The 21,951-nt window shown below is 71.8% G+C and carries 12 protein-coding genes; 1 reads left to right on the forward strand and 11 read right to left on the reverse strand.

The window, feature by feature from the left end; translation table 11 throughout:
• Nucleotides 1-80: 80 nt before the first annotated feature.
• From ACFCY7_RS27270 to ACFCY7_RS27300, 7 genes are all read right to left on the reverse strand, one after another.
• Nucleotides 81-4,361, reverse strand: coding sequence for a discoidin domain-containing protein (locus ACFCY7_RS27270; RefSeq protein WP_376488700.1), 4,281 nt, complete (start codon nt 4,359-4,361; stop codon nt 81-83).
• A gap of 38 nt (nt 4,362-4,399) precedes the next feature.
• Entirely contained in the window at nt 4,400-7,777 is a 3,378-nt protein-coding gene (locus ACFCY7_RS27275; RefSeq protein WP_376488701.1) for a CARDB domain-containing protein, read from the reverse strand.
• Between the two features lie 298 nt (nt 7,778-8,075).
• A complete protein-coding gene (locus ACFCY7_RS27280) occupies nt 8,076-9,086 on the reverse strand; it encodes a LacI family DNA-binding transcriptional regulator (RefSeq protein ID WP_376488702.1) in 1,011 nt (336 codons plus the stop codon).
• Between the two features lie 179 nt (nt 9,087-9,265).
• On the reverse strand, nt 9,266-10,624 hold the full coding sequence (locus tag ACFCY7_RS27285; protein WP_376488703.1) for a GH1 family beta-glucosidase: 1,359 nt from the start codon (nt 10,622-10,624) through the stop codon (nt 9,266-9,268).
• Nucleotides 10,625-10,662: 38 nt separating this feature from the next.
• A complete protein-coding gene (locus ACFCY7_RS27290) occupies nt 10,663-11,502 on the reverse strand; it encodes a carbohydrate ABC transporter permease (RefSeq protein ID WP_376488716.1) in 840 nt (279 codons plus the stop codon).
• 28 nt (nt 11,503-11,530) lie between these two features.
• A complete protein-coding gene (locus ACFCY7_RS27295; protein WP_376488704.1) occupies nt 11,531-12,526 on the reverse strand; it encodes a carbohydrate ABC transporter permease in 996 nt (331 codons plus the stop codon).
• A 14-nt stretch (nt 12,527-12,540) separates the two neighbouring features.
• Complete coding sequence (locus ACFCY7_RS27300; RefSeq protein WP_376488705.1) at nt 12,541-13,857, reverse strand: ABC transporter substrate-binding protein; 1,317 nt, start codon at nt 13,855-13,857, stop codon at nt 12,541-12,543.
• Between the two features lie 184 nt (nt 13,858-14,041).
• On the opposite strand from ACFCY7_RS27300, the gene ACFCY7_RS27305 reads away from it, so the two are divergent.
• A complete protein-coding gene (locus tag ACFCY7_RS27305; protein WP_376488706.1) occupies nt 14,042-15,352 on the forward strand; it encodes an ROK family protein in 1,311 nt (436 codons plus the stop codon).
• Between the two features lie 66 nt (nt 15,353-15,418).
• Here the strand turns inward: ACFCY7_RS27305 and ACFCY7_RS27310 are convergent, their stop codons facing one another.
• From ACFCY7_RS27310 to ACFCY7_RS27325, 4 genes are all read right to left on the reverse strand, one after another.
• On the reverse strand, nt 15,419-16,783 hold the full coding sequence (locus ACFCY7_RS27310) for an ABC transporter ATP-binding protein (RefSeq protein ID WP_376488707.1): 1,365 nt from the start codon (nt 16,781-16,783) through the stop codon (nt 15,419-15,421).
• Between the two features lie 159 nt (nt 16,784-16,942).
• Nucleotides 16,943-17,983 carry a LacI family DNA-binding transcriptional regulator gene (locus tag ACFCY7_RS27315; RefSeq protein WP_376488708.1) on the reverse strand — a complete coding sequence of 347 codons (1,041 nt, stop codon included), beginning with the start codon at nt 17,981-17,983 and terminating at the stop codon, nt 16,943-16,945.
• A 254-nt stretch (nt 17,984-18,237) separates the two neighbouring features.
• The gene (locus ACFCY7_RS27320) at nt 18,238-20,685 is read right to left on the reverse strand and encodes a beta-glucosidase (RefSeq protein WP_376488717.1); all 2,448 of its coding nucleotides are present in this window, start codon (nt 20,683-20,685) and stop codon (nt 18,238-18,240) included.
• 125 nt (nt 20,686-20,810) lie between these two features.
• Complete coding sequence (locus tag ACFCY7_RS27325; RefSeq protein WP_376488709.1) at nt 20,811-21,896, reverse strand: DUF1996 domain-containing protein; 1,086 nt, start codon at nt 21,894-21,896, stop codon at nt 20,811-20,813.
• Between the last annotated feature and the right edge of the window lie 55 nt (nt 21,897-21,951).

The raw sequence follows: 21,951 nt of genomic DNA on the forward strand, positions 1-21,951 counted from the left end.
AGTTTGCGCCCCGTGCGGGGGGGCCCCCGGGTGGGGCCCGCGCCGGTCGCGGGTGGGGAGCGGTCCGTGGACCGCCGGGACTACGGGTTGATGTCGATCTTGAAGGTCGATGTGCTGTTGCGCACGTCGACCGCGTTGCCGTTCAGTTCGAGGCCGTTGAACGTCACTTCGCCCACGGCCGGGCCCTGGCCGGACTCCGGCATCTCGTTGGCCCAGAGGCCGAAGCCGGACTTGGCGTCGAAGGCGTCACCGCTCTTGCGGGCGCCGGTGACGGAGACGTCCGTGAAGACCGTGTCCTTGATGGGGAACTGGGGCTGGCCGCCGACGTAGTTCGTCTGGAACATCACTCCGCTGTAGGTGGGGTCGACGATGTCGACGTGGTTGACCCTGATGCCCTGGAAGACCTTCGAGGCGGAGAAGACCCAGATGCCGGGGAAGGTCTGCGAGCCCCAGAAGTGGCCGCCGGCCCGGACGACGGAGATGTTCTCGAAGGTGGTGGGCCCGGTCCCGAAGCCGTTCATCGGGTAGCCGAAGTCGAGGGACGAGATGGTGATCCCGGAGTAGACGAGCGTGTCGGCGATGTGGATGTTGCGGAAGGTGTTGTCGTAGCCGCCGTAGACGGCCACGCCCGCCGCCCGCCAGGTCAGGGTGGTGGTGAGGTTCTCGTAGACGTTGTTCTTCATGTCGGCGCCGCCGGCGTCGATCGCGGAGAACAGGGCGAAGCTGTCGTCGCCCGTCGCCCGGGCGTCGTTGTTGGTGACGAGGTTGTCCGTGGAGCCGTTGGTCATGTTGACGCCGTCGGCGAAGAGGTTGCGGATCCGGGAGTTCTTGATGGTCATGCGGTCGGTGTTGGCGCCCCAGTAGAGGCAGACCATGTGCTCGTTCCAGATGTCGTCGATGACGATGTCGGACACGTTGGCGAAGTCGAACACCTTGCCCGGGCCGTCGATCCGCGAGGTGTAGTTGCCGAAGTAGGCGAAGCCCTTGAAGAGGGAGCCCTTCGCCGACGCCTCGGCGCGGAAGCCGACGTCGGTGTTGTCCTGGGTGGAGGGGGCGTGGAAGGCCGTGTACCACGGCCCCGCGCCGACGACCTTGACGGGCTTGCCGTACACCTGGAACTTGCTCGACGTCTGGTAGTCGCCCGGCGGCAGGTAGACGCCGACGAGGGTGCCGGTGGTGTCCATGCGGACCTTGTCCAGGGCGTTCTGCACGTCCTGGTGCGTGGTCCCGGCCGGCACGGTGTACGCGGCCGGGTCGGGGTTGGCGGCCGGGGCGACCTGCTCCAGGTTCACGAAGTCGATCGCGTACGTGGAGGTGTTGGCCGCGTCCTTCTGGAGCCTGATCTTCGCGCCCGCCGGGACCGTCTCGCCGAGGAGGAGGTGGGCCTCGTCGTAGATGTGGCGCGGGGCGCCGGAGCCCGGGGAGTTGCCGGGCGCGGTCTCGCTGCCGTACAGCCAGGCGTACTTCGAGGTGAGCGGGAGCGCCTTCTTGAACACGCCGTCGACGTACACCGAGAGGGTGGAGTCGATGCCGCCTCCGCCGGGGGCGTCCGGGATCGAGAAGCGGGTGACCAGGGTGTTGGTGGCGGCGCGGGTGGTGAACTCGACGTACTCGCCGGTCGCGTCGAGGTTGACGGCCTTGCGGCCGGAGGCCTCGCCCGCGATGTCGCCGACGGTCCGGTTGGGTCCGACGACGGTGGCGCCGCCGCCGGCGGTGCCGTCCTCCGCCTCGTACATGTCGTACGGCATGTTCGCGCCGCGTCCGACGAACAGCGGCTGGGTGGAGGTGTTGTTCGCCCGCTTGGCCGGCGGCTCGTTGCCGTCGTCGGCGAGGACGGTCCGCACGGTGTACGAGCCGTTGGCCGCGGTCCACGGGCCGAGGGTCACCTCGGCGGTGGCACCGGCGGCGAGGGTCCCGGTGTGGGATCCGGTGAGGGTCTTGACCGTGGTGCCCCGGGAGTCGACGAGGTTGAGGGTGACGCCGTGGCCGCCCGCGGCGCTGGCGTCGGTGCCCTGGTTCCTCACGGTCGCCTTGAACGTGACGGTGTCGCCCGCGGCCGGACTCGACGGCGTGGTCGTCACCGAGGCGGTGACGAGGTCGGATCCCGCGACCGGCTTGACCACCAGGGCGGTGGGGCTGGTGTGGGTGTTGTTGGACTCGTTCTGCTCGATGACGGCGTTCGCCTCGTCGGCGACGGCGCTCAGCTGGTAGGTGCCGGCGTCGCGCGCGCCGACGGAGGCGCCGACCGTGGTCTGGGCGCCGGCGGCCAGGGCTCCGACCTGTGCCGTGGCGACCTTGGTGCCGCCCAGGCGCAGTGCGACGGTGCTGGCCGGTGCGGCGGCGGGTCCGCTGTTGCGGACGGTGGCCGACACGGTGATCGGGTCGGCCTCCGTCGGAGCCGCCGGCGACACGGTGAGGCCGGTGACCTCCAGGTCGGGGTTGGGGGCCGGGACCCCGATGACCCGGAAGTCGGCGAGCTGGCCGGCCGGGGCCCCGGTGTTGGCGGTGAACTTGAGCTGGACGTCGGCGACGCGCCCGGAGACCGGGACGGTCACGCTGTTGCCGCTCGCCGGGTCGAAGCGGAGGCTCTGCGCGGCGGCCAGGGTGGTGAAGGCGGTGGCGTTCTGTTCGCGGCCGAGGACCTCGACGGTCTGCGAGCGGGCCGCCCAGGCGGTGTCCGGGTCGAGCCGGAGGACGAGCCGGTCGAGGTCGGCGTTGGCGCCGAGCTTGACGGTGAGCGTGTTCGGGTAGCTGCCGCCGGCGCCTTCCCAGTACGTCGTCGGGTTGTTGTCGTTGGCGTTCTCGGCGACGAACGTGTGGACGGTGGAGGAGGCGCTGATCGGCTTGGCCACGGCGAGGTCGGAGCCGGTGCCGCCGGTGCCGTTGCGGGTGACGGCGTTGCTGTCGCCGGACTGGTTGCCCGCCGCGTCCTTGGCCCGGACCCGATAGGTGACGGTGGCCGAGGCGGGCTGGGTGTCGGTGTACGTCGTGGTGCCGCCGGCGACGGTGGTGCGCAGGGTCCCGTTGGCGTAGACGTCGTAGCCCGTGACGGCGGTGTCGTCGGTCGACGCGGTCCAGGTGAGCTTGACCTGGCCGCTCGTGGGCTCGGTGAAGGCGAGGTTCGCGGGCGCGGTCGGTGCCTGGGTGTCCCCCGCGTCGGCGGTACGGGTGACGGTGTTGCTGTCGCCCGACTGGTTGCCGGCCGCGTCCTTGGCCCGTACGCGGTAGGACACGGTCTGGTTCGCCGGCCGGTTGTCGGTGAACGTGGTGACGTTCCCGGCGACGCTCGTGAGGAGGGTCCCGTTGGCGTAGACGTCGTAGCCGGTGACGGCGGTGTCGTCGGTGGCCGCGTTCCAGGTGAGCCGGATCTGTCCGGTGGCGGGCTCGGTGTAGGCCAGGCCGGTCGGCGCGGAAGGCGCCTGGGTGTCGCCGGTGGCCGGGCCGTAGACCTCGAACTCGGATATCTGGGCGGCGGGCTGGACCGTGTTCGCGGTCACCAGGACCCGTACGAAGCGGGTGGTCGTGGCGTCGAAGGCGAGGGTCGCCGCGTGGCCGCCGGCGGCGTCGAAGGCGTACGCCCGGGAGGCCGTGAGGTCGGTGAACGCGGTGCCGTCGGTGCTGCCCTGGATCTTCAGGGTCTGGCTGCGGGCGCCCCAGGTCTCGGGCAGCCGGAGGACGACGCGGTCGACGCGTACGGCGGAGCCCAGGTCGGCCTGGAGCCACTGGGGCAGGGCGTTGTTGGCGCTCTCCCAGTAGGTGCCCCGGTTGCCGTCGTTGGCGTTGGCCGCCGTGTAGACCTCGGTGTGGCTGCTCGACGTGAGGGTGCGGCCGCTCGCCAGGTTGCCCGAGGAGCCGTCGGCGGCGTGGACCTCCAGCTCCGAGAGCTGGGCGGCCTGCCAGCCGGTGTTGGCGGTGATGTCGACCCGTACGAACCGGGTCCGGGTGGCCGGGAAGGCGACCGTGACCGTGTTGGCCGCGCCCGGGGCGAAGGCGTAGGTGGCGGAGCTCTTGAGGGTGGTGAAGCTCGTGCCGTCGGCGCTGCCCTGGACGGACAGCGTCTGGCTGCGGCTCTCCCAGCCCGCGGGGAGCTTCAGGACCACCTCGTCCACACGGGTCGTGGCGCCGAGGTCGACCTGGACCCACTGGGGCAGGGTGCTGCCCGCGCTCTGCCAGTAGGTGCCCTGGTTCCCGTCGGTGATGTTCGCGGCGCCGTACTCGGCGTGGGCGCTGGCCGCCGCGGTGGCGTCGCCCAGGGCGATGTTGGGGCCGCCCGCCGCCGTGGCGGCCGTGAGGGGGCCTCCCAGGGCCAGGAGGCTGGTCGCGATCGCGGCGCTCAGGCCCCGTGATCTCCATGTGCGCATGGTCGTCTGTCCTCGCTCTCGGATGGTGTGCACGGAGGTCAACCGGCCCGGTTGACGACGAACTGCGAGCCGGGCTCGACGAGGACGTCCCCCTCGGCGCTGCCGGTGATCGTGACGTTCTCGAGGGTGGCGCTGCCCCGGGCTCCGCTCATCGCGAGGATCCCGGAGCCGTTGGTGGACCCGTCGATGCGGACGTTGCTGATCCGCACGTCGGGCATCACTCCGCCGCCGGTCTTGAACTGGATGCCGTCGTAGGTCGAGTCGAGGATGTCGGTGTCGCGGATGGTGACGCCCGGGATGTCCTGGCCCTGCGCGAAGAGCGTGATGGCGCCGAACTCCTGGTCCTCGTTCCAGAACGCTCCGCCGGTGCGGTGCAAGGCGTTGTTGGCGATGAGGGTCTGTCCGGTGAAGGGCAGCGGGTCGTGGTCGGTCGCCAGCATGATCCCCGGGTAGTTCATGGTGTCGGAGATGACGTTGTTCTCGATGGTGTTGCCGTAGCCGCCGTACACGGCGATGCCGTTGGCGCGCCACGGCAGCTGGATCGTGTTGTTGCGGAAGTGGTTGTCGTGGCCGATGTCCACCGACGTGTCCTTGACGTACTTGCTGGACCAGACGGCCAGCGCGTCGTCGCCGGTGTTGCGGAAGGACGAGTTGTAGACGGTCGAGTTGCGGGTGCCGTTGGCGAAGTTGATGCCGTCGGCGTAGGTGTTGCGGACGCGCATGCCGGTGAACTCGACGCCGTCGCCGGGGCCCCACAGCTCGGGGATGTTGGAGTAGTCGCGGCCGGCCCACACGCCGACGTTCGCGTGCTCGATCCACACGTTGCCGATCTTCGTGCCCTTGCCGAACCGGCCGTTGAGGCCGACTCCGCCCTCGGCGTTGCCGTCACCGCCCCGGATGGTGCCGGATCCGAAGATCGCGATGTCGGAGATCTGGGTGTTGTGGTCGATGTCGAAGCCGAAGTTGCCCTCGTGCGGGTGGTTGATGCCGCCCGCCTGGTGCGGCGGGGTGGTGGTGTAGAGCTGGGAGTGCCACATGCCGGCGCCGCGGATGGTCACGTCGCGGATGCCGACCTGGTTGAACTCGCCGCGGTTCAGGGGGTCGTCGGTCAGGATCTTCTGCTCCTGGCGCCACTGCCCGGCGGGGATCCACACGCAGCCGATCTCGCCCTTCTGGTCGGCGGTGACGGCCCGCTGGATGGCGTCGGTGTCGTCGATGCCGTCGTTGGGGACGGCTCCGTACGCGGTGATGGAGGTGCATCCGGCCGGCTGGCTGGCGGCCGGGGCGACCTGCTCCAGGTCGATCAGGTCGAGGACGTAGAAGGCGGCCGTGTCGCCGGCGTCCCGCTGGAGGCGGAACTTCGTCCCGACGGGGTAGGTCTGCGTCAGCAGGGCATGGGACTCGTCGAAGAGCCGCCGCGCGTCCCCCTGCGGGGTGTTGGTCAGGCCCTCGGGACTGTCGGTGGTGCCGTAGAGCCAGCTGTGCTTGGAGGAGAGGGTCAGCTTCCGCAGGAAGGTGTCGTTGACGTAGAGGCTGATCGTCGCCTCGGCGCCGCCGCCCGCGGGGGCGTCGGGGATCGAGTTGCGGACCACGATCGAGTTCGCGGCGTTCGTGGAGGTGAACTCGACGAACTGGCCGGTGGCCGTGAGCCGCACGGACTTCCGGCCGGAGGACTCGGTGGCGAAATTGGTGTGGCCGAAGGTGCGCTTCGGGTCGCTCGTCAGGAGCGTGCCCTGGTAGCGGGCGTCCTCCGCCTCGTACTCGGTGTACGGCACGGCGGCGCCGCGTCCGACGACGAGGGAGCGCGCGAAGACGTTGTTGTTCTCGTCGGTCTCGGCGACCGTGCCGGTGGCGTCGGCCGTGGCGGTCAGGGTGACGCCGCCGCTGGTGGCCGTCCAGGTTCCGGCGACGGCGACGGCGACGGAGTCCCCGGCGGCGATGGCCGGCGTGGTGCCCTGGAGGGTGGTGGTGCCGGCGGAGAGGCGGGTGACCGTGCCGGCGGGGACGGCGGTGGTGCCGCGGTTCTGGACCGTGACGGTGAAGGAGACGGGCGCGCCGACGGCGGGTGCCGACGGGTTGGCGGCGATGCCGGTGACCCTCAGGTCGGGGCCGGGGCTCTGGCCTACGGTCAGCTTCGTGGCCGCGGTGCGGCTGTTGTTGCCGTTGTCCTGCTCGGCGACGGTGTCCGTCGGGTCGACGACGGCGGAGACGGTGTACGAGCCCATCGGCCGCCGGCCCACGGGGACCGCGACGGTCGTGGACGCTCCGGCGGGGAGGGAGGCCACCGGGGCGGACCCGGCGACGGTCCCTTCGACGCTGACGTTCACGGTCGTGGCGGCGGCGGTCGCGGTGCCGGTGTTGCGGACCGTGGCGCCGACCGTGACGGCGTCCGCCTCGGACGGTGCCGCCGGCGCCCAGGACAGGCCGGTGACGACGAGGTCGGGGTTCGGGGCCGCCGTGCCGAGGACCTGGAATTCGGCGACCTGGGCGCCGGGGGCGCCGGTGTTGGCCGAGAACGCGAGCCGGAGGTCCGCGTAGCGGCCGGTGACGGGGACGACGACGGAGTTCCCGCCGGAGGACGGGCTGAAGGCGTAGTCGGCGCGGGCCTTGAGGGAGGTGAAGGCGGTGGCCCCCTGGGCGCGGCCGAGAACCTGGAAGGACTGGGTCCGCGGGCCCCACACCTGGTCGGGGTTGAGCTTCACGACGACGGCGCTGATGTCGGCGTCGGCGCCGAGGCGTACGGTCAGGTCGGCCGGGAGGCCGGCGGACTCCCAGTAGGTGCCGACGTTGTCGTCGTCGGCGTGGGTGGCGGCGTAGTTCTGGGTGGTGGAGGTCGCCTCGATCGGCTTGCCGCGGGCCAGGTTGGTTCCTTCGACGGGCGGGTCGACGGGGCCGCCGGCCTCCCCGTAGACCTCGACCTCGGACAACTGGGCGGCGTTCCAGCCCGTGTTGGAGTCGACCTGGATCCGGACGTACCGGGTGGTGGCCGCGGTGAGGTCGATGTCGACGGCGTTCGCGGCGGCCGGGTCGAAGGCGCGGGCCCGGGGCGCGGAGAGGGTGGTGAAGGTGCTGCCGTCGGTGCTGCCCAGGATGCCGACGGCCTCGGAGCGCGCTCCCCAGCCGGTGGGGAGCTTCAGCGCGACCCGGTCGACGTTCACGGCGGCGCCCAGGTCGATCTGCACCCATTGGGGGAAGGAGCCGGCAGGCCCTTCCCAGTAGGACTGCTGGCTGCCGTCGGTGACGTTGCGGGCCGGGTAGGCGCCGTGGGCGCCGCCGGCCGTCGCGGCCCGGCCGAGCGCCAGGTTGGGCTCCGCTGCCACCGCGGCGTGCGCGGGGGCGGGGAGCAGCCCGATGGCGAGCAGGCCGGCGGTCAGCGCTCCGGCCGTGAGCCGCCGGCTCAGGTGTGTGCCTCTCATGGTGACCTTTCCCTGATTCGGGCCCCGGCTCGCGCCCTGTCCGCGGAGAGGAGAGCTACAGGGGTGTTCGGCGGGAACCCGGCATGACTCCGACAGTGAAGTGCGACGCATGACCTCACTTTTGAGTGATTCAGTCAATCTTTTGCGTCGCCGAGGTGACAGGTTTCTACCGGGTCACGACTTTGTCAACGGTCGGGGAACTTCCGGACGCAAAAAAGCACCGGCACCGGGCGCCTCGGAGGCGTCCTCGGTGCCGGTGCCGGCGGGAAGGGAGCGAACGGAGGGCGGAGGCCCCGGCTCAGCCGACGGGCGGCTGCGCCGTCGACCCGCGGACGACGAGTTCGGGCTCGAAGAGCAGCTCGCCGGGGTGGGTCTGGGTGCCCTGGATCTGGGCGCAGAGCAGTTCGACGACCGCGCGGCCCATGGCCTCGATGGGCTGGCGGACGGTCGACAGCGGAGGCTCGGTGCAGTTCATGAAGGCCGAGTCGTCGAAGCCGACGACCGACACGTCCTCCGGCACCGACAGCCCCCGCCGGCGCGCGGCCCGGATGGCCCCGAGGGCCAGCGGGTCGCTCGCGCACACGATCCCGGTGACCCCGCGCTCCAGGAGCCGGGCGGCGGAGGCCTGGCCGCCTTCGAGGGAGAAGATCGACCGCTCGACGAACTCGTCGGTCAGCTCCTTGCCGGTGGCCGCGACGACGCCGCGGGCGGCTTCGAGCTTGCGGCGGGAGGGGATGTGGTCGCCGGGGCCGAGGACCAGGCCGATCCGCTCGTGCCCGAGGGAGGCGAGGTGGCGCCAGGCCTGCTCGACGGCGACGGCGTCGTCGCAGGAGACGCAGGGGAAGTTCAGCCCCTCGATCGCGGCGTTGATGAGGACCACCGGGATGTTGCGCTCGGCCAGCTGGTGGTAGTGGTCGTGCGGTGCGGCGGCCTGCGCGAACAGCCCTCCGGCGAAGACCACGCCGGAGACCTGCTGCTGCAGCAGGAGGTCCACGTAGTCGGCCTCGGACACGCCCCCCTTGGTCTGCGTGCACAGCACGGGGGTCAGCCCCTGCTGCGCGAGCGCGCCCCCGATGACCTCGGCGAACGCCGGGAAGATCGGGTTCTGGAGCTCCGGAAGGACCAGGCCGACGAGCCGGGCGCGCTCGCCGCGCAGCTGCGTGGGCCGCTCGTATCCGAGGACGTCCAGGGCGGTGAGCACGGACTGCCGTGTCGCTTCGGAGACCCCGGGCTTGCCGTTGAGGACACGGCTGACCGTGGCCTCGCTGACCCCCACCTTCTTCGCCACTTGAGCAAGTCGTCGCGTCATGAGCGCAAGACTAGCGCAAGCGACGCAAGCGAGTTGCAGGTATCCGTCATCGATCGTGCCCGACATCGCCCGGTACGCCCCCGCGGGCGAGACGGCGGGAGCCACCGTCGCGCGGGCATGCCGAAGGCCGCCCCCGGCGGTGCCGGGGGCGGCTCTCAGGTGGCGGGAAGGACCGCGGGTCAGCCGGAGGCGGCCTCCCGGTGGGCCCGGACGATGTCCGCGTACCGTCGCCCGCTGCTCTTCACGGTGCGCCGCTGCGTCGCGTAGTCGACGTGGACGAGGCCGAAGCGCTTGTCGTAGCCGTAGGCCCATTCGAAGTTGTCGAGCAGGGACCAGGCGTAGTACCCGGCGAGCGGGGCGCCCTTGCGCAGCGCCGCGGCGCAGGCGGCGAGGTGCTGCTCCAGGTAGCGGGTGCGCTCCGGGTCATGGACGCGGCCGTCGGGTCCGACGGTGTCGGGGAAGGCCGAGCCGTTCTCGGTGACGTACAGCTTGCGCACGCCGTAGTCCTCGGTGAGCCGCAGCAGGAAGGCCTCCAGACCGCCCGCGTCGATCTGCCAGTCCATGCCGGTGCGCGGCACGTCGGGCAGCCGGACCTCGGTCGCGTACGGGACGGGGCCGGCGGGGTCGTCGGCGACGGTCGCCGGGAAGTAGTAGTTGAGGCCGTGCCAGTCGAGCGGGGCGGCGATGGTCTCCAGGTCGCCCGGCCGCTCGGGGAGTTCGACCCCGTACAGCTCGCGCATGTCGACGGGGAAGCCCCGGCCGTACACCGGGTCGAGCCACCAGCGGTTGGTGTGGCCGTCCATGCGGGCCGCCGCGGCGACGTCCTCGGGCCGGGTGGAGGCGGGCGCGACGGTCGAGTGGTTGGTGACCAGGCCGACCTGCGCGCCCGGAGCGGCGGCGCGGACGGCCTGCGTGGCGAGGCCGTGGGCGAGCAGGAGGTGGTACGAGGCGCGGACGGCGGCCGTGAGGTCGGTGAGGCCCGGGGCCATGCGCCCCTCCAGGTGGCCTATCCAGCCCGAGCAGAGGGGTTCGTTGAGGGTGGCCCACTGGGTGACGCGGTCGCCGAGGCGTTCGGCGACGACGGTGGAGTAGGCCGCGAGGTGTTCGGCCGTCTCGCGGACGGTCCAGCCGCCGCGGTCCTGGAGGGCCTGCGGCAGGTCCCAGTGGTACAGGGTGACGGACGGGGTGATCCCGGCGTCGAGCAGACCGTCGACGAGCCGGTCGTAGAAGTCGAGTCCGGCCGCGTTGACCGGCCCGTCGCCGCCGGGCAGCACGCGGGGCCAGGCGACGGACAGCCGGTAGGCGTCGGTCCCGAGCTCCTTCATCAGGGCGACGTCCTCGGGCCACCGGTGGTAGTGGTCGCAGGCGGTGTCGCCGTGGTCGCCGTTGTCGACGGCACCGGGGGTGCGCGAGAAGGTGTCCCAGATGGAGGGGCCGCGGCCGTCCTCGGCGACGGCGCCCTCGATCTGGTACGCGGACGTGGCCGTGCCCCAGGTGAAGGAGGCCGGGAAGGCGGCGAGGTCGAGCGGTTCAGACACGGGAGTCCTTTCAGTGGCGGTGGCGCCGGTGGGCGGCGTCACTTGACCGCGCCGGCGGTGAGGCCGGTGACGAGGTAGCGCTGGAGGAGGAGGAACCCGGCGACGACGGGCACGCTGACCACGAGGGAGGCGGCCATCACCTGGTTCCAGTAGACGTCGTTCTGGGTGGCGTAGCCCTGGAGGCCGACGGCGAGGGTGCGGGTGGTGTCGTTGGTCATGACCGAGGCGAAGAGGACCTCGCCCCACGCGGTCATGAAGGCGTACACGGCGACGGCGACGATGCCGGGGACCGCGGCGGGCATGATGACCCGGAAGAGGGCTCCGAGGGGGCCGCAGCCGTCGACCTTGGCGGCTTCGTCGAGGTCGCGCGGCACCGCGTCGAAGTAGCCGATGAGCATCCAGACCGAGAACGGCAGCGAGAAGGTCAGATACGTGAGGATCAGACCGCCGCGCGAGCCGAAGAGGGCGATGCCGGTGGCGTTGCCGATGTTGACGTAGATGAGGAACAGCGGCAGCAGGAAGAGGATGCCGGGGAACATCTGCGTGGACAGCACGGTGACCGTGAAGACGCGCTTGCCGCGGAAGGCGTACCGGCTGACCGCGTAGGCCGCGAAGACCGCGATGGTGACGGAGCAGACCGTCGCGGCCCCGGCGACGACCACCGAGTTCACGAAGTAGTCGGCGAGCGGGACGGTCTCCCAGATGTCGAAGTACGGCCGGAGGGTGAGCCCTGAGGGGATCCACTGGAACTTCCCCGAGACGTCCTCGAGCGGCTTCAGGGAACTGGAGACCATCACGTACACCGGTAGCAGGACGAAGCCGGTGAGCAGGGTGAGGAAGATCCGGCGGCTCCAGAGGAAGGAGCGGGGCATCGCCATCGGGGAGCGCGGGCGCCTCCGTGCGGTGTCAGGCATCGCTCGCCTTCCTTCCCCGGGTGGTGAGGAACAGGTAGCCGCCCGTGACGACCAGGAGGAACAGCAGCAGGAGGACGGACATCGCCGAGCCGGTGCCGAAGTTCCAGGTCTGGAACGAGGACTGGTAGATGTGCAGGGAGATCAGGTCGGCGGACTCGGGGGCCGCCTTCCCGAAGAGGACGAAGGGGGTGTTGAAGTCGTTGAAGGTCCAGAGGAAGAGCACGAGGACCAGGACCTGGTTGACCGGGCGGAGGGACGGCAGGGTGATGCGGCGGATCTGCTGCCAGACGCCGGCCCCGTCGAGGGCCGCGGCCTCGTAGATCTCCTTGGGGATGTTCTGGAGCCCGGCCATCATGATGAGGAAGGCGAAGGGCCAGCCCTTCCAGACGGAGACGACCAGCAGGGTCACGAAGGCGTTGTCGCCGATGAGCCAGAAGGCGGGGCTGTCACCGATGCCGAGCTGGTCGTGCAGCACGTGGTTCACGAGGCCGTTGTCCCGCTGGAACATGAACGCCCAGGTGATGACCGCCGCGTAGACCGGCAGGGCGTACGGGACGAGGAAGAGCGCCCGCAGGAAGCCCCGGCCCCTGAAGGTCTCCTGCATGAAGATCGCGGCCGCGGTGCCGAGCAGCCAGCACAGGCCGACCGAGCAGAGCGTGAAGAGGCAGGTGGTGAAGAACGAGGCGAGCAGCGCCTCGCCGACGGGGGCGTCGAAGTCGACGGAGACGGCGTAGTTGTCCAGGCCGGCCCAGGGGGCGCTGCTCCAGTCGCGGATGAAGAACTGGGTGAGTTCCCGGAAGCTCATCACGATGCCGATGAACATCGGCACGAGGTGGACCAGGAGTTCGAGGAGCAGGGCCGGCAGGAGCAGCAGGTACGGCAGGCTTGCGGCCTTGAGCCGCCCGGGGCGGCGCCGGCGGGGCGCCGTCCCGGGGGTGTGCCGCTGCCCGCTCCGTCCGCCGCTCTTCTCGATGGCGGTGGTGGTCATGGTGGCGTTCGGACTCACTTCTTGGGCATCTGCTGCTGGGCCTTTTCGAGCTTGGCCCGGACCGACTCGGTGGTGACGGCGCGGCCGGCGGCGGCGTCGGCGAACAGCTCCTTGACCGCGGTGCCGACGACGGTCTCGAACTGCGACTCCTCGGGGACCTGCGGGAGGGCGGCGGCGCTGGTGGCGAGCGTGTCGCGCAGGACGGCGAGGGCGGGGCCGCTGAACGCGGGGTCCTGCTGGGCGCTCTTCACCGGCGGGATGGAGCCGTAGGCCGTGTTGAGGACCTTCTGCTCGGCGTCGCCGGTCATGAAGTTCACGAACTTGAGGGCGCCGTCGATGTTCTTGGTGTTCTTGAAGACGGCCAGGTTGATGCCGGCGACCATGGAGTTGGTGGCCTTGCCCTGGCCGGGGGCGCCGGACGGGACGGGCGCGGGGGCGACGCCCCACTCGTCGTCGGCCATGCCCTGGGCCTTGAACGTGGCGGAGGCGGTCTGCCAGAGGACCATGGCGGTCTTGTTCTTGGCGAAGTCGCTGAGGGACTGGTTCTGGGCGTACTCGGCGTTGCCGGGGGCGACGATCTTGTCGGTGGCCATGAGGTCGACGTACTGCTTGACGGCGGCGACGGCGCCGTCGGAGGTGAAGTCGGCCTTGCCGTCGGGGGTGAAGAAGTCGGCACCGTGCTGCTTGCCGAGGACGAAGACCTGGTGGATGTTGTTGGAGAGGTTGGAGCCCTCGACGCCTATGCCGGAACCGCCGCCCTTGGTGATCTTCTTGCCGGTGGCGATCAGCTCGTCCCAGGTGGCCGGGGGCTTCTCCACGCCGGCGTCCTTGAACATCTTCTTGTTGTAGTAGAGCGCGTACGCCATGGAGTACAGCGGGACGGCGGCCGGGTCCTGGCCCTGGACGCCGGTGGAGCCGAGGGCGGAGTCGACGAAGCGGTCCTTTCCGCCGATCTTCTCGAAGTTCTTCGCGTCCCAGGGCAGCAGGGCGCCGCTGGCCTGGAGGGAGGCGCTCCAGGTGTTGCCGATGTTGAGGACGTCCGGGCCCTGGCCGGAGGTGGTGGCGGTGAGGATGCGGTTGAGGAGGTCGGACCAGGGGACGACCTCCAGCTTCACCTTGATGCCGGTCTCCTTCTCGAACTTGTCGAGTTCGGGCTGGAGGACCTTCTTGTCGACCTCCAGGCTCGCGCCCTGGTTGGAGGCCCAGTAGGTGAGGGTCTTCGGCTGGGTGTTGGAGCCGGCCCCGTCGGTGGAGCCGCCTCCGCAGGCGGCCGCCGAGAGGACGAGGGAGAGGGTGACGGCACCGACGGCGGCGGCTCTGATTCTGCGCATGGTCCCAAGGGCCTTTCTAGGGGGCGTGGGAAGTCGGGGAGGAGGGAGCGCGACGTCCCGCGTTCAACCTCCGAAGCCCTCTCCCGACTTAATTTAGGATGTGAGTTAAACCTCAAGCGAAGGTGGCGTCAAGAGGTCTGCCAGGGGTATGTTGCGAATCCGATCCAAGGGAAGAGGGTGCTCGGTGAGCGTACGCAGCGGCCGGACCGTGCGTGACCTGCGGCGGGAGAACCGCACCGCGGTACTGCAACGGTTGTATTTCGACGGGCCGATGAGCCGCTTCTCGCTGGGCCCCGCGACCGGACTGAGCTCGGGTTCGGTCAGCAACGTCGTCGCCGAACTCGTCGCGGACGGCCTCGTGGAGGAGGCCGGCAGCGTCGACTCGGCCGGCGGCCGCCCGCGCACCCTCCTCCGCATCCGCCAGACGAGCGCCTACATGATCGGCGTGGACGTCGGCGAGACCCGCGTCCGCGTCGAGCTGTTCGACATGGCACTCACCGAACTCGCCCGCGTGGAGCGGCCGCTGGACCCGGAGGGCCCCCGCCGCGTCGACCGGTACGAGGTCGGCGTCGTCGTCGGCCACGTCCGCGACGGCGTCGAGGAGGTCGTCCGGCAGGCCGGCATCGACCCCGAGCGGCTGCTCGGGGTGGGCGTCGGCGTCCCCGGCATCGTCGTCCGCGACCCCGAAGGCCCCGCCGTCGTGCACGGCCAGACGATCGGCTGGGACGCCGTCCCACTGGAACGCCTCCTGCGCGAGACCGTGCCCCTGCCCGCGTCCGTGCCGTACGTCATCGACAACGGCGCCAAGACCCTCGGCCAGGCCGAGATGTGGTTCGGCGCCGGCCGGGGCGTCCGCAACGCCGTGGTCGTCCTCTTCGGCTCGGGCGTCGGCGCCTCGGTCGTCTCCGACGACCTACGACCCGGCCGGGCCGTGGAATGGGGGCACCTGACGGTACGGGTCCGCGGCCGCCGCTGCCGCTGCGGCGCCCGCGGCTGCCTGGAGGCGTACGCGGGCGCCGAGGCGCTCCTCGAACGGTGGCGCGAGGCCGGCGGCAGGCCCCCGGCCGGCGCCGACGAGGAGACCGCCCTCACCGCGATGCTCGCCGCCGCCTACCCCGCCGACCCCGGCACGCACCCGGACGCCACCGCCCTCGCCGTCCTGGAGGAGACCGCCGAATACCTCGGCGCCGGCTTCGCCGACCTCATCAACCTCTTCCAGCCCGAACGCATCCTCGTCGGCGGCTGGGCGGGCCTCCAGCTCGGCACCCGCTTCCTGGACACCGTCCGGGGATACGCCCAGGACTACGCCCTCACCTTCCCCTCCTCCCGCGTACGGATCGGCCTCGGCACCCTCGGCCCCGACGCCGTCACCGTCGGCGCCGCGATCCTCCCCCTCGCCGACTTCTTCGCCCGCGGCGGCCGCCTCGCCCCACCGAACCCCGAGGAGGCCGCTCCGGCCTGGCAGGAGACGCTCCGGGAGCGGGCCGCGCACTAGGACCTGTCGTCAACATTCCCGTCTGCCCCACGACGCCTGGCCGGCCGGTCGGTACTCCCCCGCCGCCTACTGGTCCAGGCCCGGCAGAGCGTCCGGGGCCGGGCAGATCCTGGCGCCCTGGTGGTCGAAGACGTACAGCTGGGCCAGGTCGACGAGGAGGGGAACCTGGGCGCCGGGACGGACGCGGACGTGGGGACCGGTCCGCAGGACGAGGTCGCTGCGGCCGGCGGTGCGCCGTTCGTGGGCTGCGTGGGGGTCGGCGTACGGGACGGGCTCGGGGGCGGGGAGGGCCGACGTGCGGCCTGCCGGGGCCGCCCTGCCGACGCCGAGAGCCGCCGCGCGGGCCCTGATCCGGCCGAATCCGCGCTTCCGGCGGCCGCTCGTGCGCCGCCCGCCGGAGCGGGGCCGCGAGGCTTCCAGGTCGGCCACGACGGCGGGCCGCGAGCCGGTGTCCAGGTGTACGAGCGCCTCGTGGCCCTGGTACTCGACGTGCTCCACGATCCCGACGAGCGTCGCCTCACCGGGCCGCTTCTGGCTCGGCGGTGCGATGCGTACGGCCTCGGAGCGCAGCCCGACGATGATCGGGCGGCCTTGCTGGATCCGCAGGAGCTGGTGGTCGATGCTCAACGGCTGTGGAAGTACGAGGCGCTGGCTGCCCAGCTCCAGGGTCATCGGTCCGTCGAGGGGCGCGTGGACGACCGCGTCGAGGAGGTTGATGCGCGGGGTGCCGACGAAGGCCGCGACGAAGACGTTGGCGGGTCGAGCGTACAACTCCTGCGGAGGGCTGACCTGTTGGAGGACGCCGTCGCGCATGACCGCTACGCGGTCGCCCAGCGACATGGCCTCGGACTGGTCGTGCGTCACATAGACCGTGGTGACGCCCAGTTCGTCGGTGAGGCGGGCTATCTCGGCCCGGAGGTGGCCGCGCAGCTTGGCGTCGAGACTGGACAGCGGCTCGTCGAGGAGGAAGACCGACGGGCGCCGGGAGATCGCCCGGCCCATCGCCACGCGCTGGCGCTCCCCGCCGGACAGCTGCCCGGGCAGCCGGTCGAGCAGGTCCTCGATGGCGAGCATCCGCGCGGTCGCCTCCACCTGCGGGTCGTGGTCCGCCGAGGGTTCCCGCAGCTTCAAGGGGAAGCCGATGTTCTCCCGCGAGGTCATGGACGGGTAGAGGGCGAAGTTCTGGAACACCATGGCGATGTCCCGCTCGCGGGGCGGCACGTCGTTCGCGTGCTCACCGTCGAGGAACAGGTCGCCGTCGGTGATGTCCTCCAGGCCGGCGATCATCCGCAGGACGGTGGACTTGCCGCATCCGGAAGGACCGAGCAGCACCAGGAACTCCCCCGGTTCGACGGTGAGGGACACCCGCCGCACCACGTGGGAACCGCCGTATTTCTTGCTCACATCTCGCAGCACGATGGCGCGACTCATGGAAATCCGCCCGGAGTAGAAGGATCACAGGGGGTGTGTGGCCGAAAGTAGCCCATCACGAAGCGCTGCGGAACAGTTTCGTACGTATTGCGGAAACAGGAATTCACCGGCGTGCGAATGCCGTCGGCACACCGTCGCGCCGCCCGTCGCGCGGCACGGTCAGGCCGATTCCCGTACGACGAGTTCGGGGGCGAACACCAGGTGCGCCGGCCCGGTCGGCGAGCCCTGGAGCCGTCCGACGAGCAGCTCGGCCATGGCCGCCGCCATCCGCTCCACGGGCTGGCGCACCGTGGTCAGCGGCGGCCGGCAAGTCACGGCGACGCTGGAGTCGTCGAACCCCACCACCGCCACGTCCCCGGGCACGCTCAGGCCCCGCTCGCGCAGCACCTCGCACGCCCCTTGCGCCATCAGGTCGTTGGCGGCGAAGACACCGTCCACGCGCGGGTGCTCCGCCAGGAGCCGGCGCATCGCCGCCGCGCCGCTCTCGACCGTGAACCCGCCCTCCACCACCGGAGGCGCAGCCCTTCCCGCGCTCTCCAGGGCATCGCGGAAACCGGCGAGACGGGCCTCGCCGGCCGGGAGGTCCCGGGGCGCGCGGATCGTCGCGGGATTCCGGCATCCCCTGGCCAGCAGGTGCGCGGCGGCGAGCCGGCCGCCCTCGTGGTGGTCCACGTCGACGTAGGCGGCCTCCGATCCCTCCGGGGGCCGCGCGAAGAGCACGAGGGGGATGCCCGCGGCGGCCAGCATCAGCGGCAGCGGGTCGTCGGCCTGGATGGACACGACGAGCGCCCCGTCGGCGCTGCCCCGGCGCAGGTGGTCCACCACCTGCCGCCTGGCCGCCCCGGACTCCGCGAACATCAGCACGGGGTGCGCCGCGCGCCCCCGCAGATACGTCACGGCACCGCTCACGACCCGCCCGAAGAAGGGGTCGGCGAACACCCGCGCGGCGAACGCGTCCCCCGCCCCCGAGATGACCAGCGCCACCGTCTCGGCGCGCGGGGCCGCCTGCGCGACTCGGCCGGTGACCAGGCTCCTGGCGGCGCTGTTGGGGGTGTATCCGGTGCGCTCGATGGCCTGTCGCACCACGTCCTGGATCGCCGGGTCCACGTTGCGCACCCCGTTGACGACCCGCGAGACCGTCGCCCTGGAGACGCCCGCCTCCCGCGCCACGTCTTCCAGCGTCGGTCCCCGCCTGATCACGCCCGTACTCTAACGTGCCGATTTCCCGCGCACGACGGGCGGGCCGGGCGAAGCACGGCGCGGCCACCCCGCCCCGGAACCCGTATTCGCGCCGGAGCATTCGCCGATCCCGTGCCGGGAATTCACTGCGTACGGGAAGGGGGAATTCGATATACGGACGGCGGACGGCGATCACCCCCTTATACGGACGACGGACGGTGATCGCCCCCCCCTTCCCACCCGTCCACCGGAATGCGGAAATCGCGGTCCGGTCCTCACGCATTCCGGTCCTCCGGAGGATGCCCCACCGTCACGTCCGTCTCGTGTTCCACGAGACCCGCGGAGCGGCCCACGATCAGCCGGTACGTCCCCGGCTCGACACACCACCCGCCGTCCCGCGACGACCAGTGCCGCAGCGCCCGGGGCGTCACGACGACCTCGGCGACCACCGACCCGCCGGGCTCCGCGCGGACCGCCGCGTGGCCGGCGAACCAGCGCGCGGGTCGCTCCACGGCGGAGTCGGCTCGCGCCAGGTACACCTGGACGACCTCGCGCCCGGAGCGCGTTCCCGTGTTGCGCACCTCCACCCGCACGGTGAACGAGGCGTTCGGTTCGATCCGGGCGGGGGCGTCGACCTCCCCGTACTCCCACGTCGTGTAGCCGAGGCCGTGCCCGAACCAGTAGGCGGGCCGTGTACCCGCCCGCAGCCAGGCGCGGTGGCCGACGTGCAGCCCCTCCGTGTAGTCGAGTCGGCCGTCGACGGGGCGCGTGCGGGTGACGGGCGCGTCGGCGAGCGTGGCGGCCCAGGTCGTGGGGAGCCTGCCGCCCGGCTCGCGGCGGCCGAAGAGCACGTCGGCGAGCCCCGCGCCGGCCTCCTGCCCGGGGAACCAGGCGAGGAGCACGGCCGCCACCTCGTCGCGCCAGGGCAGTTCGACCGGTCCGCCGCTGTTGACGACGACGACGGTACGGGGGTTGGCCGCGGCGACCGCGCGGACCAGGTCGTTCTGCGCGTCGCCCAGGGACAGGTGCGTACGGTCGTACCCCTCCGTCTCGTCGTGCTCGGTCGTGCCGACGACGACGATCGCCGCGTCCGCCCCGTGGGCCGCCTCCACCGCCTCGGCGAGCGCCTCGTCGGGAGCGCGCCGCGGGGGCGCGGCGGCGAGTACGGTCGCCCTGCCGGAACCGGGCACCAACTCCCGGCGGGCGACGAGATGGACGTGACGCCCCCGCTCCAGCCGGCCCGTCGCCGTGTGCAGGGGCGGGGTGACGTGGACGATCGCCGGATCGTCGGTCTCGCGCGGGTAGGTGCCGTCCAGGATCACGTGCCCGTCGACCTCGATCGTCATCCGCCCGAAGCCGCCGATCCCGAAGGTCCACGCCCCGGTCGTGTCGGGGCGGAGCAGGGCCCGGATCTCCACGGTGTGCGTGTCCGGTGCGAGCTCCGGTTCGAGCAGGCGCCCCGACAGGCGCCGCTCCGCACGGAGTTCGCGGCCTTCCGCGTCCAGGCAGCGCAGCAGCAGCCCCGGTTCGCCGGAGCGCGGGTCCGTGCACCGGCCAGCGTCGAGCGGTTCCGGCGGGGCGTCCGTCGACGGACCCGCGGTGTACGTCACCCGGCCGCGGCCGCGCAGACACGCGCGGATGCCGGCGAGCGGCGTCACCACGGCGGACGGGAAGACGCCGGCGCTGCCGCCGCCCTGGACGCGGGGCGAGGCGGCGTGCTCGCCGATCACGGCGACCGTGCCCAGACCGCCGGGGTCGAGCGGCAGCACGCCGTCGTTGCGCAGCAGGACCGCTCCGGCCGCGACCGCGTGGCGCAACAGCCGCCGCACCCCTTCGTCCGGGAGCGGCGGGCGGCGTCGGGGGACGTCGCCGAGCGCGCCGACCCTGCGGGCGAGCCGGAGCAGCCGCCGGACCTTCTCGTCGACGGCGCTCTCGGGGACACGGCCCGCGCGCACGGCCCGGACCAGGTCCGCCGCCCAGGGACTCGCCGGGCCGGGCATCGCGAGGTCGAGCGCGGCCCGCGCCGGTTCCTCGGCGGTGCGCACGGCGGCCCAGTCGGAGACCACGACGCCGTCGAAGCCCCACTCCCCCTTCAGCGGCTCGGCGAGGAGCGGATGGGCCGTCATCGTCGTGCCGTCGACGCCGTTGTAGCCGGCCATGACCACCCACGCCCCGGCGTCGACGGCCGCTTCGAACGGCGCCAGGTACACCTCCCGGAGCGCCCGCTCGGAGACCCGGACGTCCACACTCAGCCGGTCGGTCTCCGAGTCGTTCGCGACGAAGTGCTTCGCGGTCGCGGCCACGCCGTGCTCCTGGAGGCCGCGGATCAGCGCCGCACCCGTGCGTCCGGTCAGCTCCGGGTCCTCCGAGAAGCACTCGAAGTGCCGACCTCCGAGGGGGGTGCGGTGCAGGTTCAGGGTCGGCGCGAGGACGACGTCGACGCCCCTGCGGACCGCCTCGGCGGCGAGCAGGCCGCCGAGGCGCCGCAGCAGCGCCTCGTCCCAGGTCGCGCCGAGCGCGGACGCGGACGGCAGGAGGCACGAGGTGCGGCGCTCGTCCCAGGCCTCGCCCCGTACGCCCGCCGGGCCGTCGGAGAAGACCATCTCCCGCAGGCCGATCGCGGCTTCGGCGGCCGTCCGCCAGGTCGTGACGCCGGTCAGGAGCCGGACCTTCCGTTCCAGGTCCAGCTTCCCGACCAGTCGGTCGAGCATGTCGTCTGTCATGACGACCCGTTCGTCGCTCATCTCTCCCTTGTCGGTTCTCTCGTCGGGTTGCCGGATCACGGCTCGGAGGCACCGGCCGCCCCCGGTGAGGGGGTGGCCGGTGCCGGTGTCGGGTGCGGGGTCGGTCAGGGCAGGCGGTACTGCTCGTTCAGTGCGGCGCCGCGCTCGGGGTGCGTCTCGTCGTAGCCCCGTGCGTTGCACTGGAGGCCGCCCACGATGCAGTGGTCGACCATCGCCTTGAGGGTGCGCTCCTCCCAGGCGTTGAAGAAGTCGTAGTGGAAGGAGTAGCCGCGGCCACTGGCCAGGCGCACCTGGCTCATGTCGCCGTTGACCGGGAAGGCCATCTTGAACTCGATCATCGGCAGGGCAACCGGGTGGGAGGCCGGACACATGTTGTCGTTGGTGCCGGGCTTGACGACCGGGTACGCCATGTGGCTCTGGTGGTCGGGCGTGTCCAGGTACAGGCCGTTCCAGCAACTGGGCGCCTGCATGCGAAGGTTGAGCTGGACGTCGGGTCGGTTCGGGCAGCTCGCGGGGAAGTCGACGTTGAAGAAGCTGTCACCGCACTCCCAGCCCTCGACGAAGCCCTTGTGCTCGCGGAATTGCTGGGCGGTCTGCATCGGGTTGCCGACGACGAACCGGAGGCCCTTCGGGAAGGGCCGCACGCTCGTGTAGTCGGTGACACCGGTCTTGTAGTAGATGACCTGGGGGCCGACGGGAAGGATCTTGCGGTCACCGTCGAACAGGGTGGGCATCCAGTAGGCGGAGGCGTCGGCGGGCGCCTTGCAGGCGGTGGCGCCGCCGTAGAGGGTGCCGGTGACGCTGTTCGCGTTCGTGGAGGTGTTGCCCATGAACGTGTGGTCGTGCGACCGGCCCGGCTGGCCGGGGTAGACGATGGGGTCGTCGGGGGCCGTGTGCGAGACGGCGCAGTTGGCCTGGAACTCGTGGAAGTACCGCGGCGGCGGGGTCGCGGTCGACGGCGTCACGCCGGTGACCTGGGGTACGGCGGGGATGTAGCCGTCGCCGTCCGCGTCGTCGCCCGACGCCTGGAGGGAGGCGGCCATCCGGTGTCCGGCATGGGCCGCGGCGGCCGGCGGCGGGGCGTCGGCCGCCGGGTCGGCGGCCGAGGCGAGGGTGCCGACACCGAGGAGGGTGGCGACGAGGGCGGTGCCGAGGAGCAGTGCGGGGAGCCTCTTGGGACTCGCTCTCATGGGGGTCTCCTGCCCGTGGGGGGGTGGTACCTGTCGGTTGGTGCCTTTCGGTGGT

It is taken from the genome of Streptomyces sp. NPDC056361, from assembly GCF_042262805.1.
Classification (GTDB): domain Bacteria; phylum Actinomycetota; class Actinomycetes; order Streptomycetales; family Streptomycetaceae; genus Streptomyces.

What these genes read in the sequence shown, in the direction of transcription:
- ACFCY7_RS27280 (WP_376488702.1), bottom strand. Translation starts at nt 9,086, where the DNA reads ATGACGCGACGACTTGCTCAAGTGGCGAAGAAGGTGGGGGTCAGCGAG.
- ACFCY7_RS27325 (WP_376488709.1), bottom strand. Translation starts at nt 21,896, where the DNA reads ATGAGAGCGAGTCCCAAGAGGCTCCCCGCACTGCTCCTCGGCACCGCC.
- ACFCY7_RS27295 (WP_376488704.1), bottom strand. Translation starts at nt 12,526, where the DNA reads ATGACCACCACCGCCATCGAGAAGAGCGGCGGACGGAGCGGGCAGCGG.
- ACFCY7_RS27320 (WP_376488717.1), bottom strand. Translation starts at nt 20,685, where the DNA reads ATGACAGACGACATGCTCGACCGACTGGTCGGGAAGCTGGACCTGGAA.
- ACFCY7_RS27310 (WP_376488707.1), bottom strand. Translation starts at nt 16,783, where the DNA reads ATGAGTCGCGCCATCGTGCTGCGAGATGTGAGCAAGAAATACGGCGGT.
- ACFCY7_RS27290 (WP_376488716.1), bottom strand. Translation starts at nt 11,502, where the DNA reads ATGGCGATGCCCCGCTCCTTCCTCTGGAGCCGCCGGATCTTCCTCACC.
- ACFCY7_RS27270 (WP_376488700.1), bottom strand. Translation starts at nt 4,361, where the DNA reads ATGCGCACATGGAGATCACGGGGCCTGAGCGCCGCGATCGCGACCAGC.
- ACFCY7_RS27300 (WP_376488705.1), bottom strand. Translation starts at nt 13,857, where the DNA reads ATGCGCAGAATCAGAGCCGCCGCCGTCGGTGCCGTCACCCTCTCCCTC.
- ACFCY7_RS27275 (WP_376488701.1), bottom strand. Translation starts at nt 7,777, where the DNA reads ATGAGAGGCACACACCTGAGCCGGCGGCTCACGGCCGGAGCGCTGACC.